We start from the raw sequence: 22,957 nt of genomic DNA, 5'->3' as shown, positions 1-22,957 counted from the left end.
CCCCGACACCCGACGACGTCGCCCTGATCACCAAGGTCTTTGACGCCTTCGAGGCCCAGGCCGGCAAGACGCCGGAACTGGCAGCCGCCCGGCAGGCGCTGCGCCGGCTGGATGCGCTCGCCAGGCTGAAGACGGGCGACCGACCGAGGCTAGGCTGCGCCAGCAGCTGAAGCGTCCTTGCTGGCAGATCGCGCAACAAACGCCGTTCTCAGCCTCATTGCCGGTTTCTCGATCAGCAGCCACGAAGTAGCAGCCAAAATCACGGTGGCCGCTGCTGCCAACATCCACAGCGACCAGGACCCGATCCAGCCCATCGCGACGAATGAGTGCAAAACCAGCATGTGGTACAGGTAGATTCCGTAGGACAGGTCCTGGCCCCGCAGCAGTTGCGGGCGCGGGAAGGTGTAGGCCGCCGACAAGACGAGACCGGCCAAGACCGCGATCCGCAGCGTATCCCAAGGTGCAGCGTTATTGATGGAGACGAAGGCGTATGGGCCTGTCGCTGTCAGCCATGCCAGGCCGAGGTGCGCGGCGAGCCACCACCCCGCCTTGCTGGTGAAGAGGACGCCGACCCGGTTCCAACACAGGCGGGCGAGTACTCCAAACGAGAAGATCCAGAAACTGGGTCCAACCGTCACTGAGACGAACTGGTCGTATTTGTCCGTCAGGTTGTAGCGCTGCGCCATGAACCACGATGCGACCCCGAGCACAGCCACCAGGACGATTCCGCCTCGCTTGGTTCGCCGATACGCCTCGAGCACCACTGGAAGCGCCAGGTAAAACGTCAGCTCGACGGTGAGCGTCCACAGCACCCCGCTTGGATAAACCGCCTTGAAGAATCCCGCCGAGATGTAGGGGTCAACCGAGGACGCATAGATTCCCCAAGGGCGAGCGCCTGTCAGCATGTAGGTGGAAAGGTAGCCAAGATACTTGGCTGCGCTAACGATCACCGACCCACCTGTGGCGAGAAGGGCCAGCTCCATCACGACGATGTTGACGAACAGGGCCGGGAAGATTCGCAGCGCCCGCTTGACGAAATAGCTCCCGGACGATGCTGAGCGGAGGTACGAATCGGTGACGAGGTAGCCGCTGATGACAAAAAAGATCGCCACGCCCGGAAACGAAAAAAGCAGCCGATAGGCGAAGGTGCCCGACCACCCCTCACCGAGGTGCAGCCACATACACGCATGCGTCACCATCACCTGACACGCTGCAAAGAGCCTCAGTAAGTCGAAGTTGTTCCGGTGATTCATTGCAGGAGTGGAAAGTGCGAGCTTCTAAAAGCCAGCTCAAGGCCGCGCTGATGGCGCCGAATCTACAAGGCTGCCCATCTGGCGTGCTACGTACTGAGCAGCTGATGTCGTGAGATGGCCGTAGTCCCACGTGGTTAGCCCCTCCGGGCTGTTGACAGTGTAGGTCAAGCAGCCTTCCTCATTGCACATCGCCTTGAACGTCGAAAAGTATTCGACTCCAGGCACACCGGCAGCAAATCTAGCCATCGTTTCATCTGCTTCGGCAACCTCCTTCGCCAACTTGGAGGTGGTTCGAACGGGGATGGCGCCGCCGGCGTCGCGATGCAGCTCTGCCAGCACCTTCGGCAGCGGCTCCGTCCAGGTAGGAGCAGGCCCCATCACAATGATTCGAGAGACGCCTGCCGCTTTGAGTTGCGCTGCAGTGGCCGCCAGATCCTGGAGGGACACTTTCGAAGGGGACGCAAGGTAGTAGGCCCAATGCCCGAACAGGACCACCGTATCCGGCTTGATCTTGCTCACCTGGCTGAGCACATACGAGTTGGCCTCGACACACCTGGGATAGGCGAACTCCACGATTGGCGGGCAGCTGTCGCGCGCGAACACAGCAAATCTTGCCTTGCCGTCAACTTCGCGCCGCAATCCTGCGGCGAAGCGCCCAGCGTGCGAGTCCCCCCAAAGCATCACCAGCGGCTTACCCGACCCGTCCTCGCGATCGACGCAGGTCTTCGCATAAACGTCAGGCGAATCGGTGCTGCTCGCCCAGCATTCACCTGAGCGGCTGTCGATCTTGAAATCGTAGTCGTGGCTCGCGAATGCGAGTGGCGTGCCCTCCAGCCGGAAGCCGAACCCGTTGGCCGTGTACGCGCCGAGACCGAGCGCGAAGATGGCAACCATCGGCGCCACCAACATACTGCCGGCGACGCGGTTCCAGGCTCGCGATCGGATCGGAAACTCTACGAACTTGAAGGTCAAGTAGGCAAGAACGAACGACAAAACGAGCGCCGCAGCGCGCACCGTCCATGCGCCCTCCCCGATATCGAGGATTCGGGCGTAGGCCAGCAGCGGCCAGTGCCACAGGTAGAGCGGGTAGCTGATGAGGCCGATCCACACCATCGGTCGCGCGCCGAGCACGTAGCGGTTCACGATGCCGGACGGGCCCGCCGCAATGCAGAGGAACGCGCCGAGCGTTGGCAGTAGCGCCCACCAGCCTGGGAACGCGCCACCACCGCGGATGAAGATGAGGCCCAGCACGATCAGCGCGAGCCCGGCCACGGACTGTGAATGTGTCAGCGCCGCGGACTGGGCGCGCGGCCCGCGCAGGCGCCAGCAGGCAAGCATTCCGCCCACCATCAGTTCCCAGAAGCGCGAAGCTGGGGAATAGAACGCGGCAGTCTGGTGGCTGTGCACGGTGCCGAGGTTGATCGCGAAGGAAACTGCCGCCACGGCCACGACGACACCGAAGATTCGCCATTTCCGCTTCCACGCAAGCCCCAGCAAGAGCGGCCAGATCAAATAGAACTGCTCCTCGATCGCGAGCGACCATAGGTGGAGCAGTGGCTTGGTCTCGGCCGCGCTATCGAAGTAGCCAGCTTCGCCCCAGAACGCGAAGTTGGACACGAAGCCGGCACCGGCTGCAGCGTGCTTGCCGAGCTGCGCCAACCCACCGGGCAACAGTACATGCCACCCAACGGCGAACGTCGCGGCCAGCACCAGCGCGAGCGCCGGGAAGATCCGCTCGATGCGCCTGGCATAGAAGTCTCGGTAGCTGAACCCATCCCCAGCGAGGCTTCGCAGGATGATCGAGGTGATCAGGAAGCCCGAGATGACGAAGAAGATGTCGACGCCGATGAAACCGCCCGGCAGCGCGCTCGGAAACGCATGGAAGGCAAGAACCGCCAGGACGGCGATCGCGCGCAAACCGTCGATGTCGCGCCGGTACTTGAGGCTGTGTTCGCTGGTAAGAATCTCGGGTCCTTGTCGATGCGCGCTCGGCGCTTTGGCGCGGCGTACTTTAACCGCAGCGCCCCTCGGGGCGGAGGCGCCTGAAATGCAAAAAGGCCCCCGGCCGGAGCCGGGGGCACAGTGGGAGGCGGCGAAACGAAGGTCAGGGTCTAGGGAGGAGCTTCCCCGCCGGCAGACGATAGTCCGTCGTACCGCTCGTGGCAGTAGTCCCGCTCGGCAGCGACTCGAGCGGCGGCGGCAGCTTCCCCGATAAGAAAAGCTGCATCCGGCCGATAAAGTCCGGCGCCGGTGCAGGCCGCTTGAGCGGGGGGATTGCCGGCGGCGCCACCACTACCGGCGGGGCGATCGGGGCGCTCTGACAGCTGGCCAAGAGCATCGCGCAGACGAGCGTCGATATTGAGGATCTGTTCATCTTTTGCCTTTTCCTGCGCGGTCGCCAGCGCGGTGCGTTCCTGTTCGATCTGCCGGTTTCGCTCGGTTGCGCGGCGGGCGATCCGCTCGCGCTCTGTGGTTTCCTCGGCACGCTCCCGTCGCTCCTCGGCGAGTTCGGTCTTCCCGCCGGCCACACGCACTGTCTGCAGGCCGGCGAAGGCCAGCACCGCGGCGAAGGCGATCGCCAGCCAGAACTTGGGCGAGAGGAACAAGGTCATAGGAAGCCCATGTAGACGGCCAGGATCGCCATGCCAGCGATGAAGCCGACGGCCGTGCCGACCATGATCCAGTAGGTCATAGCGTCCGCCGACCGGCGCAGAGCCGGCATTGAATGCGGGTAGCCAGGCCGAGGAACGGTCGCAGGCAGTCGCCGCAGACATTCCAGGTGGTGGGCCGGTCGAAGTCCTCTGGCCAGTCCCGCGGCTGGGCGGCCGCGCGCCGCTCCTCGATGTCGAGATCAGGCGGGATCATGCGGACATGGCTCCCTGCACCAACCGCTTGAGGCGCTGCACGTCGCCGAGGCCGATGACGCCACCGTTCACGCGCTGGCGGATGTTGGTGGTCTCGCCGAGCATGCTGTCAGGAATCTTGTCCTCCCACCACGCGATGCACGCATCGAGCGCGAAGCGCGGCTGGCAGAGCAGATCCGGGATCCCGACCAGGTCCTGGCCCATCAGGTCGCCGACGCGCTGGTAGTTCGCGAGGCCGGTGATACCAATCGGGCTGCGGCCGCGATAGGTCCAGCCGTCGTCCGTGCGCGAGTTGCCCATCCGGCCGCCGTAGACCTGGTTGGCCAGGGCCTTCGGGTTGTTCGCGTAGGGCATTGCCTCGACGATCGACCGGAAGCGCGAAGGCCAGACCTGAACGATGCGCGACGCGCTGTAGTTGAGGTCCTCTTCCATGCGCTGTAAGCCCCTGCTCTCGTGCAGGATCTGCGGCAGCCAGTCGATGATGTCGGCGTCACCTTTCGAGAAGGTGCCGTCATTGATCTCGTCGGCGAACACCGGGCCCCAGGCCGCGGCGACCGACCCGAGCACCCCGCACGCCAGCAGGATCGCCGTCCATTGCGGCGCCGCCCGGCGGGTCATGACGGATCAGCCCTCGGCGGCTCGGCCGGCGCCACCTCGATGCCTTGCGCCTTCAGTCGGAGCACGATGCCCACGACAAACGCCGCGGCGACGATCCAGCCTGGCGAGATGCCGATGAGGCCCAGGATCGAAGACTTCTGGTCATCCGTCAGCGCCATCCAGCCCGGCGCCGCCGCAGCGCAGATCAGGTTCCAGATCACGGACAGCATCTTGAGAGAGCTGCGCCACTGGGGGACGAGGGTCTTGTCGAAGAATGCGGTGATGGCGTTCATGGGGATCCTTTCAGGCAAAGAAAAACCCGCCGAAGCGGGTTGGGGGTGGTCGCTGGAGGCCGCCTTATCGAGCGGCCTTCTTGTCGGACTCGAGGTTCTCGATCCGGAACTTCAGGATGGCGAGCTCACCCTGAACGGTGGCGGCCTGGCCGTTGCCCGCCTTGACCGCGATCTTCAGGTCCGTCATGTCCTCGCCGAGCTGGCCCAGCTTGAAATACATCCCGCCGATCAGCAGCGCCAGGGAAAAGGCTACTGTCAGCAGCCAGTTCAGCGGCAACTTCATGTCGATCACGCGCGTGACGCGCGGCAGGTCTCCGGGTTGGGTGTCGATTTGCCTCATCGGTGCACTCCGCTGGGGTCGATGCTGTCGAGCAGGCCCTTGCGGACCTTGAGGGCCAGGCGCTGGCGCCAGCTCGGCGGTCCGTTGCTCAGGCGCCATAGGCGCGCGGACAGGGTCCACTCTTTCCTGGCCGGCAACTCCAGGAATATCAGCGTGCCGAAGATGAAGTGGAACAGTGCGTCGAGCACCAGGCCCTCGACGAGCGCCGAATAGCCCAGGACGGTCTGGCCGCGCGTGAGCTGGCCAGCGTCGTGGACCATCTTCAGCCGCATTGCGCAGACGAAGTAGATCCACAGCTGCCGCGCGGCGACGATGCCGATCAGCGTCAGCCACAGGGGTGAAAGTGCAAAGGTCATGATGGAAGCTCCAAGGTGGGAAGCATTGCGATGAGTTCTGCAGGGGTCGGCTCGGCGATCTCGCCGGCGTTGAATTGCGCGAGCAGCTGGTAGCAGGTCGCGTAGACCAAGTCCATCCAGGTGGCAAATGCAACGCCATCGTCATGGAATGGGCCCGGGTAGCCGGCGCGCAGTGCGGCGCTCTTGATGCCGTCGTAGCCCTTGGCGATTGCCGCGGCGTCGAGGTGCAGATCGACAGCCTGTAGCAAGGATGCGACGCGTTCGACCAAACTCGGAGGCGGAGGATCCGGGCGACGCTGGGGGTCGTACTCGACAAGTTGAGCCACGACGTCAAGGGGAAATCGCTCTTCGAGCGAAACCTCTCGACCCCTGTCGTCAAAAACGGGTGGGATGATCTGGGCGATCACTCCATCAATTACCCTGGCGTAGGTGTTCACGCCCTACCCCTGGATGTAGCCCTTATGCGAGCAGCGCACGCCCACTGACGCAGAGCCGATCCACGTGCCAGTCCCAGCATTTACGGAGATGAAGGGACTCACATAGTGGTAGCCCTCGGACGGGGCGGGCTCGACGAGACGAGACGCCACCGGGCCGGTCGCGCTGGCTGACGTGCTCTGGAATGCGCTGTACGAATCGTAGAGGGTGCCGTCGATCGTCAGGTAGGTGAAGTTCGTCCCACCCGCGGTGTTGTTGGATGTGTAGCCATCGAACGAGAAGTCGAGCACCGCGTCAGCCCACGTCAAAACCTCCAGCCGCAAGGCCGTGCTGAACTCGACAGCGCTCGCGCTTGTCGTGCCTCCGCTGCCCCCCAGAGCGACTCTGCACTGGATCGGCCGGCGGTTGAACCAACTGACCACGAATCGCTGATTCACAAGATCTGACCAAGCCGGACCCGTGATGACGCGTGCCATCCCAACAAGGGATCGGGTGACGTCGCCAGTCTTGATCTCGACCCCGGTGGTGCTGTCCGTCGAGTGCCCTGTGACGGACGCCTCCAGCGTCATCGTCGCACCGTTCATCCATGCGTAGATGTAATAGAGGGTGCCAGGCGTGAGGCTGGTGGCCGCGAGGGACACGCCGGCCGATGGGATGGAATAGGCAACATCGTTGATGCGCAACCACTGGCCGTTGTAGCGCTGCAGGACGAGATTTCCGCCGGACTTCACGAGCCGGCATTGGCCGTGCGGAATACTCACGACATAGTCGTACAGCGAGGCGAAGCCAGCTCGCGCCGTGGCGTTGCTCGGATTCGGGTAGGTGTCGGAGATCGCTGTCTTGAGGGGGGGCAGAGCCATGGCAGCAGCCTTTCGGGAACGAAAAAATGCCCGCTCGAAGGCGGGCCAGTTGCGGGAGAGGAAGTGGGCTAGTAGCCCTGGAGCAAGATGTCGGCGGTCGCGCCGGACACCGCGACATGCGAACTGTTGAATGCGCGCATGACCGGAGCGAGTGGGACGGACTTGTCGACCTCCACCGTCACCGCCCCGCTGCCGTTGGCCTGCAGCGTGGCCTGAATCGTCTTGATCGATGCAAAGGGCTTTGTGAATGGGATGACCGTTCCGGTTGACGAGATCGCCAAGTTCGCGATCCCTTCGACGAGGTCGGGCGCATCGATGGTCAGCACCATGGATTGCAAAATCCCCTGAACCGACCCGGCCCCGATCGTCACCCGGAACTGGTAGACGTCGCGGTCAGCGACGATCTGGCCCGGCCACGGCAGCCAGCCGCCAGGCGCCTCATAAAAAGGATCGGTGCCAGTCTGGTCGTAGAACGATGCTCCGTCAGGCCCGTAGAACGCTGTCGGGCCGGCAAGCCGGTACTCGATGCGCAGGTCCACACCCTGCGTTGTAGCCACGAGCGACATCACCGACCCCGCGAGCGCCGAACTCACAGCGATCTCCTTCGTTACGAAGATCATCTGCGCGTACGCGCTGGCGTCGTAGTGGGAGTCGGTGTCCGGTCCATAGAACGACTGGGTGTCAGTCCCGTAGAACGAATCGAGCGCGTTGGCGGTGGGCTTCCCGGACACGATGGTCCAGCCGCTCGAATCAGGCGCTGAGTTCGGCCAACTCAGCGCGTTGAAGTCCCACTGTTCGACAATGTTGGCGATGGTCGGATCGCCAAGGTTCATGACGATGTTTGCCGTGTTCGCCGACACGTTGCCGGACGTGTCGATTGCCTTGCCCATGATCGTCACGATGCCACTCGGGCGTGTAACCAGATCGTATGGGCTTTGCGTGAGGACGCCCGTGTGCAGCGGAGTCGCCGAGTTCCAGTCCAGATTGTTTCCGTAGTGAAACCGGAAGACGAACCCGGCCAGGTCTGCAGGTGTGAAAGGCATCGACCAAGAGAGAACGCTTCCCGCGACGGTCAGATTCTGTATGTCGGGAGGGGCCGCGCTCTTGCCATTGACATACAAGAACGTCTGCAATCCCCAGTCGCTTGTCGCAATGGCGTTCTTGGCCCGAAGCCGGACACAGATCACAGCGTTGTCCGGAGCTCCCGTGAACACGCACTGCGTATCGCCTGCTGAAGCCGTGAGGCTTTGCCAATCACCTTTAGAGACGTCCGCCCATTGGATCTCGACAACGCCGTTGCTGGCGATGCTTGCATCCTGAATTGGAATCCATGTGACTCGCACGCCGTTCAATACGGTGCCGTCGCTCTGCACCACGAGATCGCTTTCGTCGGAAGTCAAAGACGCCATCACGGGTGGCGAGATGTCCCAAGGCTTAGGAAGCGTGGTGTTGCTGGCGTATCCGCCTGGCACGAACGCTGCACCGTAGGCGTAGATCGCAGAGCTTGTCTCCTTGAGAGTCAGTTGCACGATCCCATCAGGCAGGAACGTGCGGCCGAGAACCTGAAACTCCTTCGACACCCACCCATACCGGGCCAGGGTCAACGTCACACCGTCGAACACCTCGACCGGATAGGCGGTGAGCTTGAAAGGTAGGGTGATAGTGAGAGGGTCCCGACTGTCGCGCAGCATGATCCCCGCGATGGCCCAGGCCTGCGGCGCATAGAACACCGCGGGCATCGTCACCTCTTGGGCCAGCACGGCGCCGTCCGCAGCGACATAGCTGGCAGGGGTGAAGGGGTAGATCGGTGTCTCGACATACCCGGCCGCCTGATCCCAGATCCGCGCGACGATGCTGTTCACCTTGTCCGCGCGAGCCTTGTGCGTGCTGATCGTGATCTGGTTTTGGCTGATGCTTCCAGAATTGTCGCGCTGCACCACTGCGAGGTCAGCGTCGTACAGGTTCATGACCGGCAGCTGATAGACGCCAGCACGCAGGTACAGCTCTCCCGCTGCATAGGCCCACTGGCCGCCCATCGATTGCGAAAGGTCGTCCAGCGCATCCCGCGCGGATGCGCCATAAGGGATCACAACCCCTGCCCGATAGGTCGCAACCGAATCCGTTCCGGTGTAGCTGATGGCTACCTCACAGGCATTCGCAGCAGCGATGATCCGAGCGTCTTCGCTCGCAGTCATTGCCGTCCGCTTGCCGAATTGCGGGTGCATCATGACGTGGCGCATCATCAGCGCGGGGTTCTCGGTGAAGACCGTCAGCCCGGTCCGCGGGTCATAGCACTTGGCGCCCCGAATCAAAGCCGTGACGTTGGGCAGCCCGTTCGGCATCGCCGTCTCGTCGTACACGAAGTCGACGACCATGTAGGCGATGCCGTCAGCGCGGTGATTCGGACCCCATACGCCGGGGAACAGGCCCTGCAGCCGCGCATCTGACCCTTGCCCAGGTGCGCCGAGATACCAGCGGACCGTCGCCACCGTCACGAAGGTCGTGTACTGATAGCCGACGGTGTAGGTGTAGGTGCCCGCGTCGTAGCCTGCGATGGTGATCGTGTTGCCAGACACCGTGAAGGACGGCATGAACGGCACGATGTTCGGATCTTGGTTCCCGTTGATGGGGAACGCGACGACGCCGATACCGCTGACGGGTGTGTTCGCGAGCACGAAGGTGCCGCTCGTCGCAGTCTCGGTAGCAGAGTATGTGGTCGAATGGCCGTAGGGTGCCGTCGTCACGTTCCCGCTGCCATCGATGCTCACCGGGATGTTGTTGAAATAGACCTGCTCGACGCCGTCGATCTCGTGCCCAGCCAGCGTGATGCACATCGAGAACAACTGCTTGAACTGCCCTGCGCTGCCGCGGAAGAAGACGTTGCCGCCCTTGCGCACGCGGCCAAGCACCAGCTCGCGCGGAGCGATGGTCGCGGGGACGTTCGCCAGCCGGTCAACTTGCGATGCGTCGTACTGCGCCCGCTGGGCGCGCTCGGCCTTGCGCTTCTGGTAGCTTGAATAGGCCAGCGTGCCAAGCAGCACGACCCCAGCCGCGATGTAGCCGGCAGCGGCAACTGAGATCGCTACGCCGGCAACCTCGCCGATAGCGATGATCACGGGGACGAGAAACTGGGGCATCTAGACCTTCCAAGCCGCCAGCGCGGACTCCATGCCAAGCACCACAATGCCGGAGGGGCCAGGCCCTATCGCGTTGACGCCGTTGCAGATCGCCAGGAGTTCGCGATCCTCATTCATCATCAGCAAGACATCGCCGACGGCGGCCATCAACGGAGTGACCGGTTCACCAAGGGCGCGAGTCGCGACCTCGCGAAGCCCGCCTTCGGGCATCACGCGGAGCGCGCTCTTCACGTCGTCGTAGGTGCCGCGGTAGTCGGCACCCCAGTCGTCGCCTGTCATTGCCAGGACAGCGTCAGCCGCGAACAGGCAGCAGTCGTTCTGCCCCCACGCGAATGCCATCCCCCTGCGCTCTGCGGCGAATGCCGAGAAGCGCTGTTGCCAATCCGAACGCCTCATCAGTGCACCGATGCGAAGGTGAGCCACTCTTTTGACGGCCAGATGACCGGCGTCGTAGCTTGAGAAATCACGTACTGGAAGGCAAGGTCTCCTGCATGGAGCGCCTGCTGGTCGGCATCGCTGTAGGTCAACGGTGAGCCCCGAAGAAGATCAACCGCGGAGCTCTCCGCAGTGACGGAAATCGAGCACGTTTCGCCGTCCTCGATGATGCTCATCGTGTCGAGTTTTCCGCTCCATTCGACCGGAGCGTCAACGATGGCGTAGGTGCTGTCGAGGATCGCAGTGCGGACGGTGATCGGCGTTCCCTGAACGACATCCACGGAGTCCAGCGCAAGAGCGATGTAGGACGAATCCAGCCCGGAAAGCGTGAAGTTCAGTCCCTTGATCTCACCCGGCGAGTCTTCGATCGTGGTGACGCTCCCCAGTCCACCCGCGCCCTTGTAGGTCGTGCCACTCCAGACGAAATCCCAGTTGGACGTGTTGAGCGCGATCGGCGTGCCGAAGCCGAGCAGGATTAACTGCACGAGTGGAACAGTCGACGCGCCCAGCGCCGCGATCGTCGGGCCAGAAAGTGAACGCATATCAGATCACCTCTGCGAAATCGAGTGCGACGCCTGAGCCGTACCCAGGCATGTATTGCTGAGAAGGTGTCGACATGAGGCGGAACGGAACGGTCGGTCGATCCCATGTCACAGCGACGCCGGACGTGATGGATGTCCGCAGGCGGTTCACCAACTTGGTCGTGATGAACCCCGAGCCGTTCGCGGTCGCATCCTCAGCGACCTGCAGCAGCAGGCCGCTGATCCCCACCATGTCGCCGGCCTTGAGCGTGTCGCCCACGAGTCCGGAGATGACGATCTGGCTCGCGCCCTGAGACGCTGCTTGGCAGAGGGGCGAGCCTCGCATGGTGCCGCGGGGTGCGCGTCGTGCCATGTGCCACAGGTTGACCGTGTTGGTCATGCCGCGCAGGGAACCGAGGAATGCCTCGTTGCTCGCAGCCGTTTCTTGGGTGCCAAGCGGCAGGGTCAATGAGATCTGCCAGCGGTCGTTCAACAGGTCGATGACCTGTTCCGAACCGCCGAAGGGCGATGCATGAGCGCGCTGTACAGTTGCCAGGCGCATCGAGAACATCTCCGGGCGAAACGTCGAGGGCAATGCGATAGTCGTCATGCGAGAGCGCCCCCGTATTTCTGGCTTCTAGCGATGGCGCCAGCGATGCGACGTTCCGTCCCCGCTTGTGCTTCGCGCAGCTGAGACAGTGTGGCGACGTCGCCTACCGTGTTGTTGATGACGATGTTGATCGGTTGTCCGCCCCCCCCGCTGAGCGCGCTGTTGGGAGTGATGGCCCCCGATGCTCCTGGCGTGAACAGTTCGGGACCCTTCTCACCGACCAAGTAAGTTGACCCGCCCGAGACCGGGCCGCCCGCGGCGCGCTTGTCCAGGCCGCTGATAAAGGTGCCGAGTACGTCAACCCCAGAGGAACTGCCACCTCCAAGTGACCCGCCACCACCAAGGTGGCCCAGCAGCCCTTTAGCCAGCGGCCCGGTGACGGTCTGCTGGATCGCGATGCGCGCAAGGTCCGAGATGATGGAATCGGCGAGGCTCTTGAAACCACCCTTCCCTGTCGTCACGAATTGGACGAGCGCATCCTCGGCGCCTTTGAACCCGTCACCCAGCGTCTTCTCGGTGGCCGCCGCCAGGTTGTCGACCGCGTCCGAATAGTTCGCCAGCGCCGTCGTCGCGCCATTCTTCCAGTCGGCCTGCTTGGACTTCAGCGCGTCAAAATAGGCGGTCTGCGCGCTAAGGGCGTTGTCGAGAGCCTCCTTGATCCGCTCGACCTCAGCGCGGTACTCGGATGAGCCCAGCTGGTTCTTCTCGGCCGCCTGCTTGGTCGCAGTCGTCAGGAACCGCTGGTATTCATTGCGGATCGACTTCTGGGCGTCGATCTCGGCGCGGGCGCGGTCGCCAAGGCCGAAGGCCGAAAGGGAGCGGTCCGCTTGGTCGTCTCGGCTAGTCTGGCTGGCCGCCATCGAGATGTTGATGGCTTCCATGTGGCGCGCGAAATCGGCCGCCTCCTCCGCCGACTTCTTGACGATCTTCTCAATCTCTTTCTCGTACTCGATCTGGCTCGACAGGCCCGCATTCTTGGCGAGTTGGACGCTGATCGCATCCTTGCTCGCCAGAAGGCTCTTCTGCTCGGCTGTCAGGATCTTCTTGTCCTTCAGGTCGGCGATCAGCTGCTGGAATTCGACCTGCTTCTTCTGGGCGTCGGTGAGCTTTTCTTCGCCGGCGAGTTGCGCGGCGAGCGACGCTTCGGTCTGGCGCAGCGTCTCGAGGAACTTGGTCGCCGCATCATCCTGGAAGGCCTTGGGCTTCGCCTCCTTCGGGTCCTTGAACTTCTCGTTGATGTTGGCGACCTGCTTGTCGTACTCAGGGCCGCTAGCGGCCTTGCCGAGCGTCTGGTAGTCGCGATTGAGGTCCGCGATTGCCTTCTTGCGCTTGTCGGCATTGGAGCGCACTTCGTCGGTGAGCGTCTTCAGGCGATCGGATGCGGCGATCTTCGCGGCTTCGGTACGCGCGCGCTCCCCTTCTGCGTAGGCGGCATCCTGCTCACGCAAAGCCTTGCGCGAGAGCTCCGCGACGGTCGCCTGGGCGTTCTTCATCTGTTCGGCAAAATCGCTCTTGCCGACGATCGGGCCGCCGATCGGGCCGCGGGCCTGCAGCGCCGCCAGGTTGGACTGCGCGGCGGTCAGTGCTTCGCCCGTGGTCTGGCTGCGGCCCAGGCCCTGCATCATGTCCCAGGCCTTCTTCGCATCGTCCGCTAGCATCCGCCAGGCCGTGGCCAGGACGCCTGCCTGGGACTCGACCTGCTTCAGGCGCGTGGTGGTCGCGTTCGCGTAGGTGGTCTGCGCGAGCGAGGCGGCATCTTCCTTGTTGCCCTGCTCCTCGAGCGCACGAATCCGGTCGTAGGTCGTCTGGTTGAGATAGTGCATCGTCTCGTTCAACTTGGCCGATGCCTTGGCAGGCTCGTCACCCAGCTTCACGAAGACGGCAGTCGCCTCGTCGATCGAGGTCCCCAGAACGCGATTCATCGACACCACAGCGGCGCCGACGTCCGTCAGCGACTCCGACGCGATCTTTCCGCTGGTTGCCAGTTTGGCCAGCGCCTCGGCGGCCTCGCCCTGCGTGCCGACCGTCTGCGAGATCACCGCCGCCTGCTCCTTGAGCTGGTCCGTCGTCTTGCCCAGGTAGTTCCCGGTCAGCACCAAGGCCTTGGCATAGGCCTGTGCTTCCTGGCTGCCCTGGTACATGGCGACGGCCAGTGCGCCAATGGCGGTCGCGGCGAGCGTGAAAGGGGTGATCAAGCTGGCGATGTAGCCGCCGATCGCCTTCGCCGCCGGCGCCAGTCCGCCGAACATGTCCTTGAGCTGGCCGCCCTGCTGCAGGAAGACAGTCAACGGCGCCTGGCCGCCCTGCAGGCTGGTCACGATGTCCGTGAACTGCGCAGGCACGCCGCGCATGGCGGCCGCGGTAGCGGCAGCGGACATCCCGACATTCTTCAACGCTGGTGTGGTGGCGTTCAGCGCCTGCTCGGCCAGCTTCTGCTTGGCGTTGACGGCGTCGAGTTGCGCCAGGTAGGGCTTTAGCGCGTCAACGTTGATCCCGCGCTGAGCGGCAAGGGTCTCGAAGTACTTCGACCCACTGCGGCCGCCGGCATCCAGCGCCGCGGTCGTGCGCTGGATCGAGCCGATCATGTTCTTGGTCGCGGCGTCGAGCTTGGCAGACGATTCCTGGCTCTTCTCGCCGATCGGCGCAAGCCCCTCGGCTGCCTTCTTGCCTTCGGTAACTGCAGTGGCGCCAAGGTCCGCAAGCGAGCGCTTCGCCTTGGCGACGCCGGTTTCGACGCCTGTCGCGCCAACGCCAACTTCAATTTGCTTCTTGAGATCGGTCATCGGAGCCTCAGGAAAAGGAAAAGCCGCCCGAAGGCGGCCTATTGGTTCTGTGCGCGCATGAAGTCGAGCGCCGAGCGCTCCATGACGCGGAGTTCCGCGAACAGCTGCGGCCATTCGCTGCGATCGATCCCCTCCATCTCAAGGACGAAGGGCAGTTCGCTGTAGATCAGACCGACGGGAACGCCGGCCATGCCGACATAACGCCACTGGGTGCGTGTCATCGAGAACACGTGCACGGCTCGCACGTTGCATGGCCAGAGTTCGACAGGCGGCCCGCTCATCTCCTCGACCGTCAGCCCCCATTCGTCCGCAACAGCGGCCGAAGGACCTGGATCGCAGAGGGCGCGGGCCGCCTCGGCTAGTTTTTTTCCTTGGCGCCCGTCAGTTCGCTCAGGTACTTGGTGAAAGTTGCGCCCGAGGCCGTGTAGTACTTCTTCACGAGGATCTCGACCGACTCCTTGTTGAAGGGGTCGGTGAGGTCCCAGGCCGATGCGAGGTTGAGGATCACCTCGGCGTCCTCCATCGTCTTCATGGCCTCGGCGAATGCCTTCAACTCGTCCTTATCGCGATATTTGAAGGTGAACTCAATCTCCGCCGGCTCCTTGCCGGGCACATGGATCTCGACCTTCGCGTTGAAGGTCGGCTCGGGGTTGAGCTTGAGCTTTGCCATTAGGAGGCGTACCGGACGAAGCGAGCAGCGCTGGTGAGCGTCAGCGACACCTGCATGATGTTGTTGAAGCCGAGCGACGGCTCGTCGTCGAAGCCGACATACGAGTTGTAGTAGATGAAGGAGCCGTTCGGCAGTGCGAGTCGAATGATCCGCGGCGTGCCGGCGGCGTCTGCGGCTTTCAGCACTGCGTTCCAGGCCTGCGCAGGGTCGTCGGCCAGCTTGAGGATGAGCACCTTGGCTGCCTTGTTGGTCGGCTTCGCGCGCTCGGGTGCGTTGCCATCCTCCAGGTAGTTCCAGTTCACGAAGCGCTGATCGCCGCCGGAGGTCGCCGGATCCATGACCTGGGAGATCTGGGTCCAGGTGAGCACCTTGCGCACCGAGCCGATGCCGGTGCCCGCCGGAAACTGGGTCGTGCTCGTGGTGTCGTGGCCTTCGAGGTTGAAGTTGTTGGTGGTCGAGCCGGCGACGCGCGCCGGGCGCTGATCGAGACCCAGCCAGCCGGAGGTGACTTCCAGGATATCGAGATTGGTGAGGCCGTGAGCCGTGGCCGTGGCGACGGGCGGCGCGGCGTTGGTCAGGACGGTGACGGGAATGGCAGCGCCGTAGGTCGTCGCGATGGACAGAACGGCACCATTGGGGAGCGAGGCGGACATGATTGGCCTTTCGAAAGGACGAAAAAAAACCGCCAGTGGCGGCGGTGGTTAACGCCCTCAGCGGGCAGAAGAAAGCCCGCACGAGACGGGCCGGTGGGTGAAACGAATGTGGGCGGCTATCGGTCCGACCAGATGCCGAAGTCCTGTTGCATGCCGAACAGGTCGACCAAGGAGCCGTCGATGTCGTTGGGGGCGTCGAGCGCTTCGGCTTGAAAGAGCGGGGACAGAAGGATCGCGCTCTCGATCTGCGCGGCGAGCGCGACGACTTCGCCCTTGCTCCGCGCCCACCAGTTGATCTGGAAGCGGCCGTGCTTCTTCGAGACAAGCGCGCGTTCCAGGTAGGCGACGGTGCGGCCGCCGACCTGCGTCACGGTGAGATAGGGCTTCGCGACGTCGTCAGGAGCCGAAACCGGGTAGACGGCGCCCGCGACCAGCGGCTCGAGCAGGCTCATCAGATCGGTTTCAACAGTCATACGAACCTCGCGAGTACCTGAGCGAGCCCGGCATCGATCTTGGCATTCATCGCGGCAACGGCATGATCGGAGTCCGCCTCGTAGGTGCTCCGGATGAAGGAGTGCGGCGGCACCCACTTGGGCTTCAGCGGCCCCCTTTGCCCACCGAGCGAGTCCAATGGCCGTTCTCGATCAGGTGTCCATGCGGCGCCTTGGCCGCGTTCCAGCTGATGTGGTACGTCGCACGAGAGGCTCCACTGTTGTCGGCACTGAACGCCTGATAGACAGAAGCCTTCAATGCTCCGGGCTCGATGACCTTGCCCCACTTTGTGGTGACCGCCTTGGTTGCGACCGGCACCCGGCGCACCGCTCCTTCGTAGTAGACCTGTGCGCCGGCCTGGGCGGCAGGCCTCAGCATCTTGCGCGTGTCCTCGCCAAGTTGATCGAGCAGGGCAAACTCCTCGCTGAAGTCGGCGACCGTCGTGAAGGCGCTACCCATCGTTCAGGCCCTCCGAAACGTAGAGGTTGATCTCGCGATTTCGCTCGTCGACGTTGATCGCGGCGCCGATGTTGAAGTACCTGGCCACGCTGCCGTTGCGGTACACCGCCCGCATAGTCGCGACCTTGACGGGATCCGCGAGCAAGTCGGAGTAGCGCAGAACGATCAGATGGGTGACCTCGGTGTAGACCGCCTGCGCGGCCTCCCGCGCGCGGCCAGTGAGCGACTGGATGTCGGCCGGGACACCGGTCATGGAATCGGTCCAAATCGACGACTGCTGCCCGTAGGCATCTCTCGCCTTCGCGCGGGTCTGCAGATCGACCCGGCGGCGCAATGCTCCGGCTCTCATGCCAGAACGATGCTGTAGGGATCGAGCAGCCGGTCGAAGAACGGCAGCAGTTCGATCTTGCCCCGGGCCAAGTACGCGACCTCCTCCCGGTTCTCGTAGAGCGTGGCGACTCGCATCTGGATCCAGTGCCGCACGCCTTCCGGCACATCGGCGGCTGCCGGGCCATAGCCCGCGGTGTAGTTCACGGCCACGGCGCCGATCTCGGCCATGGGGATGGGCCAGACGGAGCCGAATGCCGGCGCAATGCGGGCGGACGTGAGGTCGGCCACGAGCGTGCCATCGCTCGATCGCTGGATTCCATTGGCAGCCGCGCCCCACGCGATCGTCTGCGTGGCGCCGCCCATGTCGCGGTAGGTGATCGAGTTGATCGACAGCACCGCGCCGCGCTCAAGATCGAGGCACGACGGAAACCCGTCGAGCACCAGGCGCCAGCCCTGCGTGATGAAACTGCGGCCGGTGTACGACTCGGCGTAGCGGCGCGCGGCGCCGATCAGCAACGCCAGGTTGACGTCGTCGGACGTGTCGATGATCCGCGAGTTCAGCTTCACCTCTGCGATCGATACCGGCTCGATGCTCGGCGGCGTGGTCTGGATCAGCACGGGCGGCGCTCCGACTTACTTCTTGGCTCGGGTGGCCGGGGCCGGCGCGGGCGCAGGTTCGGCGGCGGGGGCTTCGGCTGCCGGCTCGGCGGCTTCGGTTGCCGGCGCGTCGGTGGTCACATTCGGGGCCGCGGCCGGTTCATCGGCGACGTCGACCTCTTCGGCGATGCCGCGCGCGACACAGCGCTTGGCTTCGGCGTCGTCGGCCGGATAGTCCTTGCCGGCTTCGAAGCGGGCGTGGCTGGTGCCGGTATGGTCCGTCTCGAACCAGGCGGAGGTGAACAGGATTCGCTTCATAGGATCTCCAGGAACAGAAAGCCCCCGGCGACGAGGCCGGGGGACTTCAGGGGTTGCGATCAGACGATCTGGACGACGTCGGCGTCGTCGAAGTCCGAGCCCGGCAGGAAGCGCGCGTTGTGGCCGAACAGCACGGCGCTCAGGAGCGAAGCTGCCGTGCCCACCGTCACCGACAGCGCAACGTGCGTGAAGCCGCCGTTCGTGTCCAGGTCTTCGGCCTTGGCTTCGATCACCACCTGCTTGTTGTCGTGGCTGGCCTTGACCAACTGCGCGATCGACTTGCCGGTGATGTCCTTGGCGCCGGTGCCGCTGCTGTCGGTGGCCTGGCGCAGCTTGGCGTCCACGGTCGCGGAAGCGCCGAGCACGCCGGTCTGCAGGATGGCCGCCACTGCATGCCACTTGGCGACGGGAACCCAGGAGGTGACCACCGTGCTGGCGGCAACGCTGGCGGGATCGAGCGTGGTGAGGATGCCGGCTCGGTCGGAGAACTTGAGAGACTGGTACATGGAAGGCTCCTGAAGGAGAGGGAATTCGAAGGCGGCCCCGAAGGGCCGGAACTCTGGAATCGCTAGATCAGCGGGCTTCCAGTTGCACGAAGGGCGACAGCGTGTTGCTGCCGTTGGCGGGATTGACCGGCGCAGCCATCTTCGGCTGGCCATCGACCCGGAACGTCGAGCGGAAGGCGACCGCGTCGGCGTCGAAGTACAGGTGCATCGACGTCGCCGTCTCGATGCCGCTCGACTTCGTGATGGTCTGGTACTGCGACAGGTCCACCAGCATCAAGTCGCCCAGCGAGGTGAAGCTCTTGGCGTGCTGCGTCACCATCACGGGCCGGCCCATCAGGCCGCCGTAAGGGCTGCCCTGGAAGGTGCCCTGGCCACCGCCGTACGGCAGGTACAGCTGGTTGCCGTTGGTGTTCAGCGTCCAGAGGTACGGCAGCGCGTCGTTGTTCATCAGCCAGACCGCCTTGCCGTACGAGCCCGGCAGCAGGCGCGAGACCATCTTGGCGATGTTCTCCGGCTTCAGCGTCAGGGTGGCCTGGGCCGATTCCTTCGAAACGGTGACGAAGGCCGGCGACTGCGCGAAGAACGCACCCAGCGGTGTGCCGTTGCCAGCGCCGAACAGGATCGCCTCGTCGGTCTTCCAGCGGATCGAGCGCGCCATGTTGGGCACCAGGTAGGCGCCCAGTGCGCTGGCGTCAGCCATCAACTCGTCGGACACCGGCACCAGTGCCATCAGCTTCTTCAGCTTCAGTTCGGTGCGGCCGAACACCGGCTTCGTGGCAGTTGCCGCCCCGGCCTCGTTCTGCCAGTACGCACGCACGCCGTTCGAACCCCAGGGAGTCGTCTCGTCCTTCGGCAGGGACATGCCGTTGCCTTCGACCGGGAGGTTGTCGGTCATGGGCAGCAGCGCATCCTCTTCCAGCGACAGGTTCCACACGGTGGTGCTGAAGCCGACGGGGATGAGGAAGCCGCCATCGGCGCCGGAACCTTCGTTGGCATAGGTGCCTGCACCCGGAGCCGCAGCGACGGGGCCGCCAGGGCCCATCAACGGCGCGAGACGGGCATCCATGGATTGACCGGTGCGCGAGGCCATCGCGGCACCACGGACGGATTGCGCGAAGTCGCCCAGCGAGCGGAAGCCGCGGCGCGGGTCGGCATCGGCGTTGTGCTCAGTGCCGATGCGGGCGCCGGCCGGCAGCACGACGTGCGAACCAGCAGCGGCCACCGGGGGGGCGGCCTGACCACCGGCACCGCCAGCGGCGTGCGCAGCGGCGCCCAAGCCGGCTTCCTGGGCGATGAGCGCGTTCTCGCGGTCGATCGCGGACGACGTGGCGGTGATGCCGTCGACAAGGGCAGCGTACTGCTTGGTCTCGTCGTCGGTCCAGCCGCGGTTCTCGGCCTGGGCCTTCGCGTCGGTCTCGTCGTTGAATTTGCGGGCGCCGGCGACCAGGTCGGCCTTCTTCGCCTGCAGGGCACGGAGTTTTGCGGACATTTCGGGATCTCCAAAAATGACAAAGGCCGCTCGAAGGCGGCCAGAAACGACAAAGCCCGCACGGGGCGGGCTCACGGGGGTTGCACAACGGCCCGATGGGGCCTCACTGCCAGATCGACGGATCTGGCAGCGGGTGGGCCGTGCCAGCCCGGGATCGGTGCGGCGTCAGGGCGCCGGCTTGAACTCCACAGAGAAGCTGCGCTGGTGGCACTCGGCCACGACGCGCTCGCATTCGGGGACGCCGGGCCCGACGATGTCGAGCTCGACGACGTTGCGCCCGGCGTCGAACGACGCGCCGCGCACGACCAGGTTGGGCTGGGAGCGCTCGAACAGCGCCGAGACCAACAGGTCGACGGAGACTTCCAGCTTGGCCATGATCAGAGCGACAGCAGGTCGAGCTCGTTGCGATTCGCCTGCGCGGAGCGGCCGGCGGGCCGCGTGCTCTTCGCTTCGCGCTGCATTTTGCGGATCACGTCGGCCAGCGGCATCACGCCGTCGATCATCTTTTCGGCGAGCGCAGCGTCGGCGCCGAGGACGCGGCCCTGGCCCATCCCGTCGCGGACCTGCGAGATCGGCACGTTGCGGCCCTTGGCCACGGCGTTGGTGAACGCGGCGTAGTAGTCATCGGTGCGCGCCTGAAAGAAGCGCTGCGCCTCCTCGTCGAGGGGGCCGTACGGATGGCCTTCGGTCTTGAACTTGCCGGCCGAGATCAGCGTGATGTTCACGCCCATGTCGGCGAACATCTTCGAGACGTCCTGGTGTGCCTGCCAGACGCCAATCGAGCCGACCTCGCCGCCCGGGGTGCAATAGAACTCGCCAGCCTGGCTGCCGATCCAGTAGGCGGCCGACGCCGCCAGGCTGTCGGAGATCGCCACGACCGGCTTCTGCGCGCGCGCAGCGCGGATCTCGTCGCCCAGCTCCTGCACGCCATAGACGCTGCCGCCCGGGCTGTGGATGTGCAGAAGGATGGAGCCGACGGTCTCGTCGACCAGCGCGCTGTTCAGCGCCTGGCTGATCGAGCTGGTGGTGGTTCCGCCCTCGCACATATCCAACTGGTCGGCGTATTGGACGATGGTGCCGCGCACTGGGATCACCGCGATGGAGCCGGCGCGGGCCGGCGCGTTCGGGCGTGCGGCGACGGGCTCGGTGCGACGGCCTCCGTTCGGATCGTCATCGAGCGCGACCAGCCCCATCCTGCGGCCGTAACGCGCGGTCAGCACCGCGGCGTAGGCGTTCATGGTTTCCGGGCGCAGGGCCCAGGGCGTGCGCAGGACGAAGTCGAGGAAGTGGAAGTTCATGCGTTTTCTCCGAGCGCCACGAGGGACGCGGTCAGTTCATCTTCAGTGAAGCCGGAGCGGCTCAGCTCCAGCCACGTGCTTGCCACGGGGACCGAGATAGCCATGGCCTCGGCCAGCGTCTCCGCCGGTACCGGCTTGTCGGCCATCAGGCGGCGGACCATGCGCTGGGCGTTGCCGCGCAGCAGCGCCGCCATGCGCGCCGCGCCGCGGGCACCGGCATCGTCCGCCGGCGCCGCCGGCTGCTTCGGCTGTTGCTGCGGAGGTTGCTGCTGCTGCTTCTCTGCCTGCTCGAGCGTCATCATGTTGGCAGGCTGCATCGGCTCGTCGAGGCCGTCGATCGGGTCGAGGCCCTCCTCTTCGCGGCCCTCGTTGCGCAGCATGACTCCGGAAAGCACCAGCCGCGCGATTCGTTCCGCGCGCGACTTGCCGTCGCCGCGGATCATCGGAATATGGTCGAAATCGGGTTCCAGGTCGGAGTCCGCCCCGAGCAGGAACGTGCTGATCGACGACTCCCAGAGCGTCGCCCACGGAAGCATCGTGTCGGTCCAGAACTCGATGCCCTGGTGCTCGATGTTGTTGTTTGTCGCCTGATCCAGGTCCATGGCCTTGTGCGGCGGAACGCGGAAGATGGCGTAGATCTCCTTGCGCTTGTCCGCACGCGCCTCGATGAACTGGGAATCCTTGTTGCTCAAGCCCAACTCGTGGAACTTCATGCCCCGCTCGAGCACCCCGACCTTCCCGCGGTTCGATCCCCCCTGCATGTCCTGCCAGCTGTCGCGGAACTTCTTCTTCGCCTCGTTGGTGGCGAACGAGCCTGGATACTCGATCCAGCCGCCACCGGGCTTGGCATCGTTCGCGAAGAAGCGCGTCGAATAGGACTGGATCGCGAGACCTTCACCGATTGCCTCCCGCGCGAGGCCCACCAGGCTGAGGCCCATCATGCCGTCGTCACTGAGGCCGCGGAGGTGCCAGATCTGGTGTCGCGAGTAGATGATCGGCCGACCGTTCTGGTCGGTGTAGACGTAGCGGTAGCTGCCGTTGTCGAGCGGCTCAATCGACATGCGGTCCGGATGCAGCGGCAGCAGGTCGGTGATCTCGCCCTTGCCGTTTGCGGTGATCTGGCAGAAGGCGTTGCCGCGCAGCGCGAGGTGCCCCTGCAGCATCAATTTCCACTCGTACGGGCTCTGAAAGGCATTCGGCCGCTTGGCGATGAGGCGATACAGCCAGTGGTTGCGCACCTTCTCGCGACCGCCCGACGCCTTGGGCCGGTACAGCATGAAGGGCATGATCCCGAACGACTCCGTCAGCACGCGCACGCACGAGATCACCGCCGGTAGCGTCATCGACGATGCCGGCGTCACGCGCGCGCCGGAGCTGGTGCGCATGCCGATCGGCTCGAACCAGAAGCGGCCGGCCGGCGACCGGTCGGTACCGGAGTCCGCGCTGATGCGACTGATGAACATCAGACGTTCTCGCCCTTGTCAGTCGGGGCCTTGGGGCGTTCCCACCCCGCGATGTAGGCCGCGGCGAGCGTCAGCCCGATCAGCAGGCCGCCGGCGATGGCCAGCCCCCAGCCTGGGTGGATGACAACGCCACCGGCGAGCACCATCAGCCAGCCCACGAGCAGGCAGATATTGAAGATTTTGATGTTCATGAGGTGG

At 64.5% G+C, this 22,957-nt stretch carries 29 protein-coding genes; all 29 read right to left on the bottom strand.

Translation table 11 applies throughout. From position 1 onward, the window contains the following. Nucleotides 1-149 precede the first annotated feature (149 nt). Nucleotides 150-1,253 carry an acyltransferase family protein gene (locus tag QZH52_RS32815; RefSeq protein WP_301815313.1) on the bottom strand — a complete coding sequence of 368 codons (1,104 nt, stop codon included), beginning with the start codon at nt 1,251-1,253 and terminating at the stop codon, nt 150-152. A 36-nt stretch (nt 1,254-1,289) separates the two neighbouring features. Then, entirely contained in the window at nt 1,290-3,170 is a 1,881-nt protein-coding gene (locus QZH52_RS32810) for an acyltransferase family protein (protein ID WP_366919346.1), read from the bottom strand. Nucleotides 3,171-3,364: 194 nt separating this feature from the next. After that, nucleotides 3,365-3,865, bottom strand: a complete 501-nt coding sequence (locus tag QZH52_RS32805; protein ID WP_301815312.1) for a hypothetical protein — start codon at nt 3,863-3,865, stop codon at nt 3,365-3,367. A 76-nt stretch (nt 3,866-3,941) separates the two neighbouring features. Then, on the bottom strand, nt 3,942-4,118 hold the full coding sequence (locus QZH52_RS32800) for a hypothetical protein (protein ID WP_301815311.1): 177 nt from the start codon (nt 4,116-4,118) through the stop codon (nt 3,942-3,944). Continuing rightward, nucleotides 4,115-4,735 (bottom strand): glycoside hydrolase family 19 protein, encoded by a 621-nt coding sequence (locus QZH52_RS32795; protein ID WP_301815310.1) that lies wholly within the window; start codon nt 4,733-4,735, stop codon nt 4,115-4,117. Before QZH52_RS32795 ends, QZH52_RS32800 begins: the two co-directional genes overlap by 4 nt. Continuing rightward, nucleotides 4,732-5,007: a DUF7940 domain-containing protein gene (locus tag QZH52_RS32790; RefSeq protein ID WP_301815309.1), complete on the bottom strand. Its 276-nt coding sequence runs from the start codon at nt 5,005-5,007 to the stop codon at nt 4,732-4,734. The genes QZH52_RS32795 and QZH52_RS32790 overlap by 4 nt, the downstream gene beginning before the upstream one ends. A 64-nt stretch (nt 5,008-5,071) precedes the next feature. Then, nucleotides 5,072-5,347: a hypothetical protein gene (locus QZH52_RS32785; RefSeq protein WP_301815308.1), complete on the bottom strand. Its 276-nt coding sequence runs from the start codon at nt 5,345-5,347 to the stop codon at nt 5,072-5,074. After that, nucleotides 5,344-5,703, bottom strand: a complete 360-nt coding sequence (locus tag QZH52_RS32780) for a hypothetical protein (RefSeq protein ID WP_301815307.1) — start codon at nt 5,701-5,703, stop codon at nt 5,344-5,346. The genes QZH52_RS32785 and QZH52_RS32780 overlap by 4 nt, the downstream gene beginning before the upstream one ends. Then, a complete protein-coding gene (locus tag QZH52_RS32775) occupies nt 5,700-6,140 on the bottom strand; it encodes a hypothetical protein (protein WP_301815306.1) in 441 nt (146 codons plus the stop codon). The genes QZH52_RS32780 and QZH52_RS32775 overlap by 4 nt, the downstream gene beginning before the upstream one ends. Before the next feature lie 3 nt (nt 6,141-6,143). Then, nucleotides 6,144-6,998 carry a hypothetical protein gene (locus QZH52_RS32770; RefSeq protein ID WP_301815305.1) on the bottom strand — a complete coding sequence of 285 codons (855 nt, stop codon included), beginning with the start codon at nt 6,996-6,998 and terminating at the stop codon, nt 6,144-6,146. Nucleotides 6,999-7,066: 68 nt separating this feature from the next. Then, a complete protein-coding gene (locus QZH52_RS32765; protein WP_301815304.1) occupies nt 7,067-10,135 on the bottom strand; it encodes a phage tail protein in 3,069 nt (1,022 codons plus the stop codon). After that, nucleotides 10,136-10,531 (bottom strand): DUF6950 family protein, encoded by a 396-nt coding sequence (locus QZH52_RS32760; RefSeq protein WP_301815303.1) that lies wholly within the window; start codon nt 10,529-10,531, stop codon nt 10,136-10,138. Beyond that, nucleotides 10,531-11,112 (bottom strand): hypothetical protein, encoded by a 582-nt coding sequence (locus QZH52_RS32755; RefSeq protein WP_301815302.1) that lies wholly within the window; start codon nt 11,110-11,112, stop codon nt 10,531-10,533. The genes QZH52_RS32760 and QZH52_RS32755 overlap by 1 nt, the downstream gene beginning before the upstream one ends. A gap of 1 nt (nt 11,113) precedes the next feature. Next, nucleotides 11,114-11,701, bottom strand: coding sequence for a hypothetical protein (locus tag QZH52_RS32750; RefSeq protein WP_301815301.1), 588 nt, complete (start codon nt 11,699-11,701; stop codon nt 11,114-11,116). Then, on the bottom strand, nt 11,698-14,484 hold the full coding sequence (locus QZH52_RS32745; protein ID WP_301815300.1) for a phage tail tape measure protein: 2,787 nt from the start codon (nt 14,482-14,484) through the stop codon (nt 11,698-11,700). The genes QZH52_RS32750 and QZH52_RS32745 overlap by 4 nt, the downstream gene beginning before the upstream one ends. A gap of 38 nt (nt 14,485-14,522) precedes the next feature. Further along, nucleotides 14,523-14,780 (bottom strand): DUF1799 domain-containing protein, encoded by a 258-nt coding sequence (locus tag QZH52_RS32740; protein ID WP_301815315.1) that lies wholly within the window; start codon nt 14,778-14,780, stop codon nt 14,523-14,525. A gap of 62 nt (nt 14,781-14,842) precedes the next feature. Further along, nucleotides 14,843-15,154, bottom strand: coding sequence for a phage tail assembly chaperone (locus tag QZH52_RS32735; RefSeq protein WP_301815299.1), 312 nt, complete (start codon nt 15,152-15,154; stop codon nt 14,843-14,845). Next, nucleotides 15,154-15,807 (bottom strand): phage tail protein, encoded by a 654-nt coding sequence (locus QZH52_RS32730; RefSeq protein ID WP_301815298.1) that lies wholly within the window; start codon nt 15,805-15,807, stop codon nt 15,154-15,156. Before QZH52_RS32730 ends, QZH52_RS32735 begins: the two co-directional genes overlap by 1 nt. A 116-nt stretch (nt 15,808-15,923) precedes the next feature. Continuing rightward, nucleotides 15,924-16,259 (bottom strand): tail completion protein gp17, encoded by a 336-nt coding sequence (gp17, locus tag QZH52_RS32725; RefSeq protein WP_301815296.1) that lies wholly within the window; start codon nt 16,257-16,259, stop codon nt 15,924-15,926. 145 nt (nt 16,260-16,404) lie between these two features. Further along, complete coding sequence (locus tag QZH52_RS32720; protein ID WP_301815295.1) at nt 16,405-16,758, bottom strand: HK97 gp10 family phage protein; 354 nt, start codon at nt 16,756-16,758, stop codon at nt 16,405-16,407. Then, nucleotides 16,751-17,107, bottom strand: a complete 357-nt coding sequence (locus tag QZH52_RS32715; protein ID WP_301815293.1) for a phage head closure protein — start codon at nt 17,105-17,107, stop codon at nt 16,751-16,753. The genes QZH52_RS32720 and QZH52_RS32715 overlap by 8 nt, the downstream gene beginning before the upstream one ends. Further along, nucleotides 17,104-17,706: a head-tail connector protein gene (locus tag QZH52_RS32710; protein WP_301815292.1), complete on the bottom strand. Its 603-nt coding sequence runs from the start codon at nt 17,704-17,706 to the stop codon at nt 17,104-17,106. Before QZH52_RS32710 ends, QZH52_RS32715 begins: the two co-directional genes overlap by 4 nt. A gap of 15 nt (nt 17,707-17,721) precedes the next feature. Beyond that, nucleotides 17,722-18,003: a hypothetical protein gene (locus QZH52_RS32705; RefSeq protein WP_301815290.1), complete on the bottom strand. Its 282-nt coding sequence runs from the start codon at nt 18,001-18,003 to the stop codon at nt 17,722-17,724. 59 nt (nt 18,004-18,062) lie between these two features. Further along, the gene (locus QZH52_RS32700) at nt 18,063-18,509 is read right to left on the bottom strand and encodes a hypothetical protein (RefSeq protein WP_301815289.1); all 447 of its coding nucleotides are present in this window, start codon (nt 18,507-18,509) and stop codon (nt 18,063-18,065) included. 67 nt (nt 18,510-18,576) lie between these two features. Next, nucleotides 18,577-19,998, bottom strand: a complete 1,422-nt coding sequence (locus tag QZH52_RS32695) for a phage major capsid protein (RefSeq protein ID WP_301815287.1) — start codon at nt 19,996-19,998, stop codon at nt 18,577-18,579. 165 nt (nt 19,999-20,163) lie between these two features. Further along, the gene (locus QZH52_RS32690) at nt 20,164-20,373 is read right to left on the bottom strand and encodes a hypothetical protein (RefSeq protein WP_301815286.1); all 210 of its coding nucleotides are present in this window, start codon (nt 20,371-20,373) and stop codon (nt 20,164-20,166) included. A gap of 2 nt (nt 20,374-20,375) precedes the next feature. Next, the gene (locus tag QZH52_RS32685) at nt 20,376-21,296 is read right to left on the bottom strand and encodes a S49 family peptidase (RefSeq protein WP_301815285.1); all 921 of its coding nucleotides are present in this window, start codon (nt 21,294-21,296) and stop codon (nt 20,376-20,378) included. Beyond that, nucleotides 21,293-22,759 carry a phage portal protein gene (locus tag QZH52_RS32680; protein ID WP_301815284.1) on the bottom strand — a complete coding sequence of 489 codons (1,467 nt, stop codon included), beginning with the start codon at nt 22,757-22,759 and terminating at the stop codon, nt 21,293-21,295. The genes QZH52_RS32685 and QZH52_RS32680 overlap by 4 nt, the downstream gene beginning before the upstream one ends. Continuing rightward, complete coding sequence (locus QZH52_RS32675) at nt 22,759-22,950, bottom strand: hypothetical protein (protein WP_301815283.1); 192 nt, start codon at nt 22,948-22,950, stop codon at nt 22,759-22,761. The genes QZH52_RS32680 and QZH52_RS32675 overlap by 1 nt, the downstream gene beginning before the upstream one ends. Between the last annotated feature and the right edge of the window lie 7 nt (nt 22,951-22,957).

The sequence above is a fragment of the Variovorax ginsengisoli genome (assembly GCF_030486595.1).
Lineage (GTDB): Bacteria > Pseudomonadota > Gammaproteobacteria > Burkholderiales > Burkholderiaceae_C > Variovorax > Variovorax ginsengisoli_B.
Note: the sequence above shows the minus strand (reverse complement) of the source record. Positions and strands in the feature narration are given on the sequence as shown.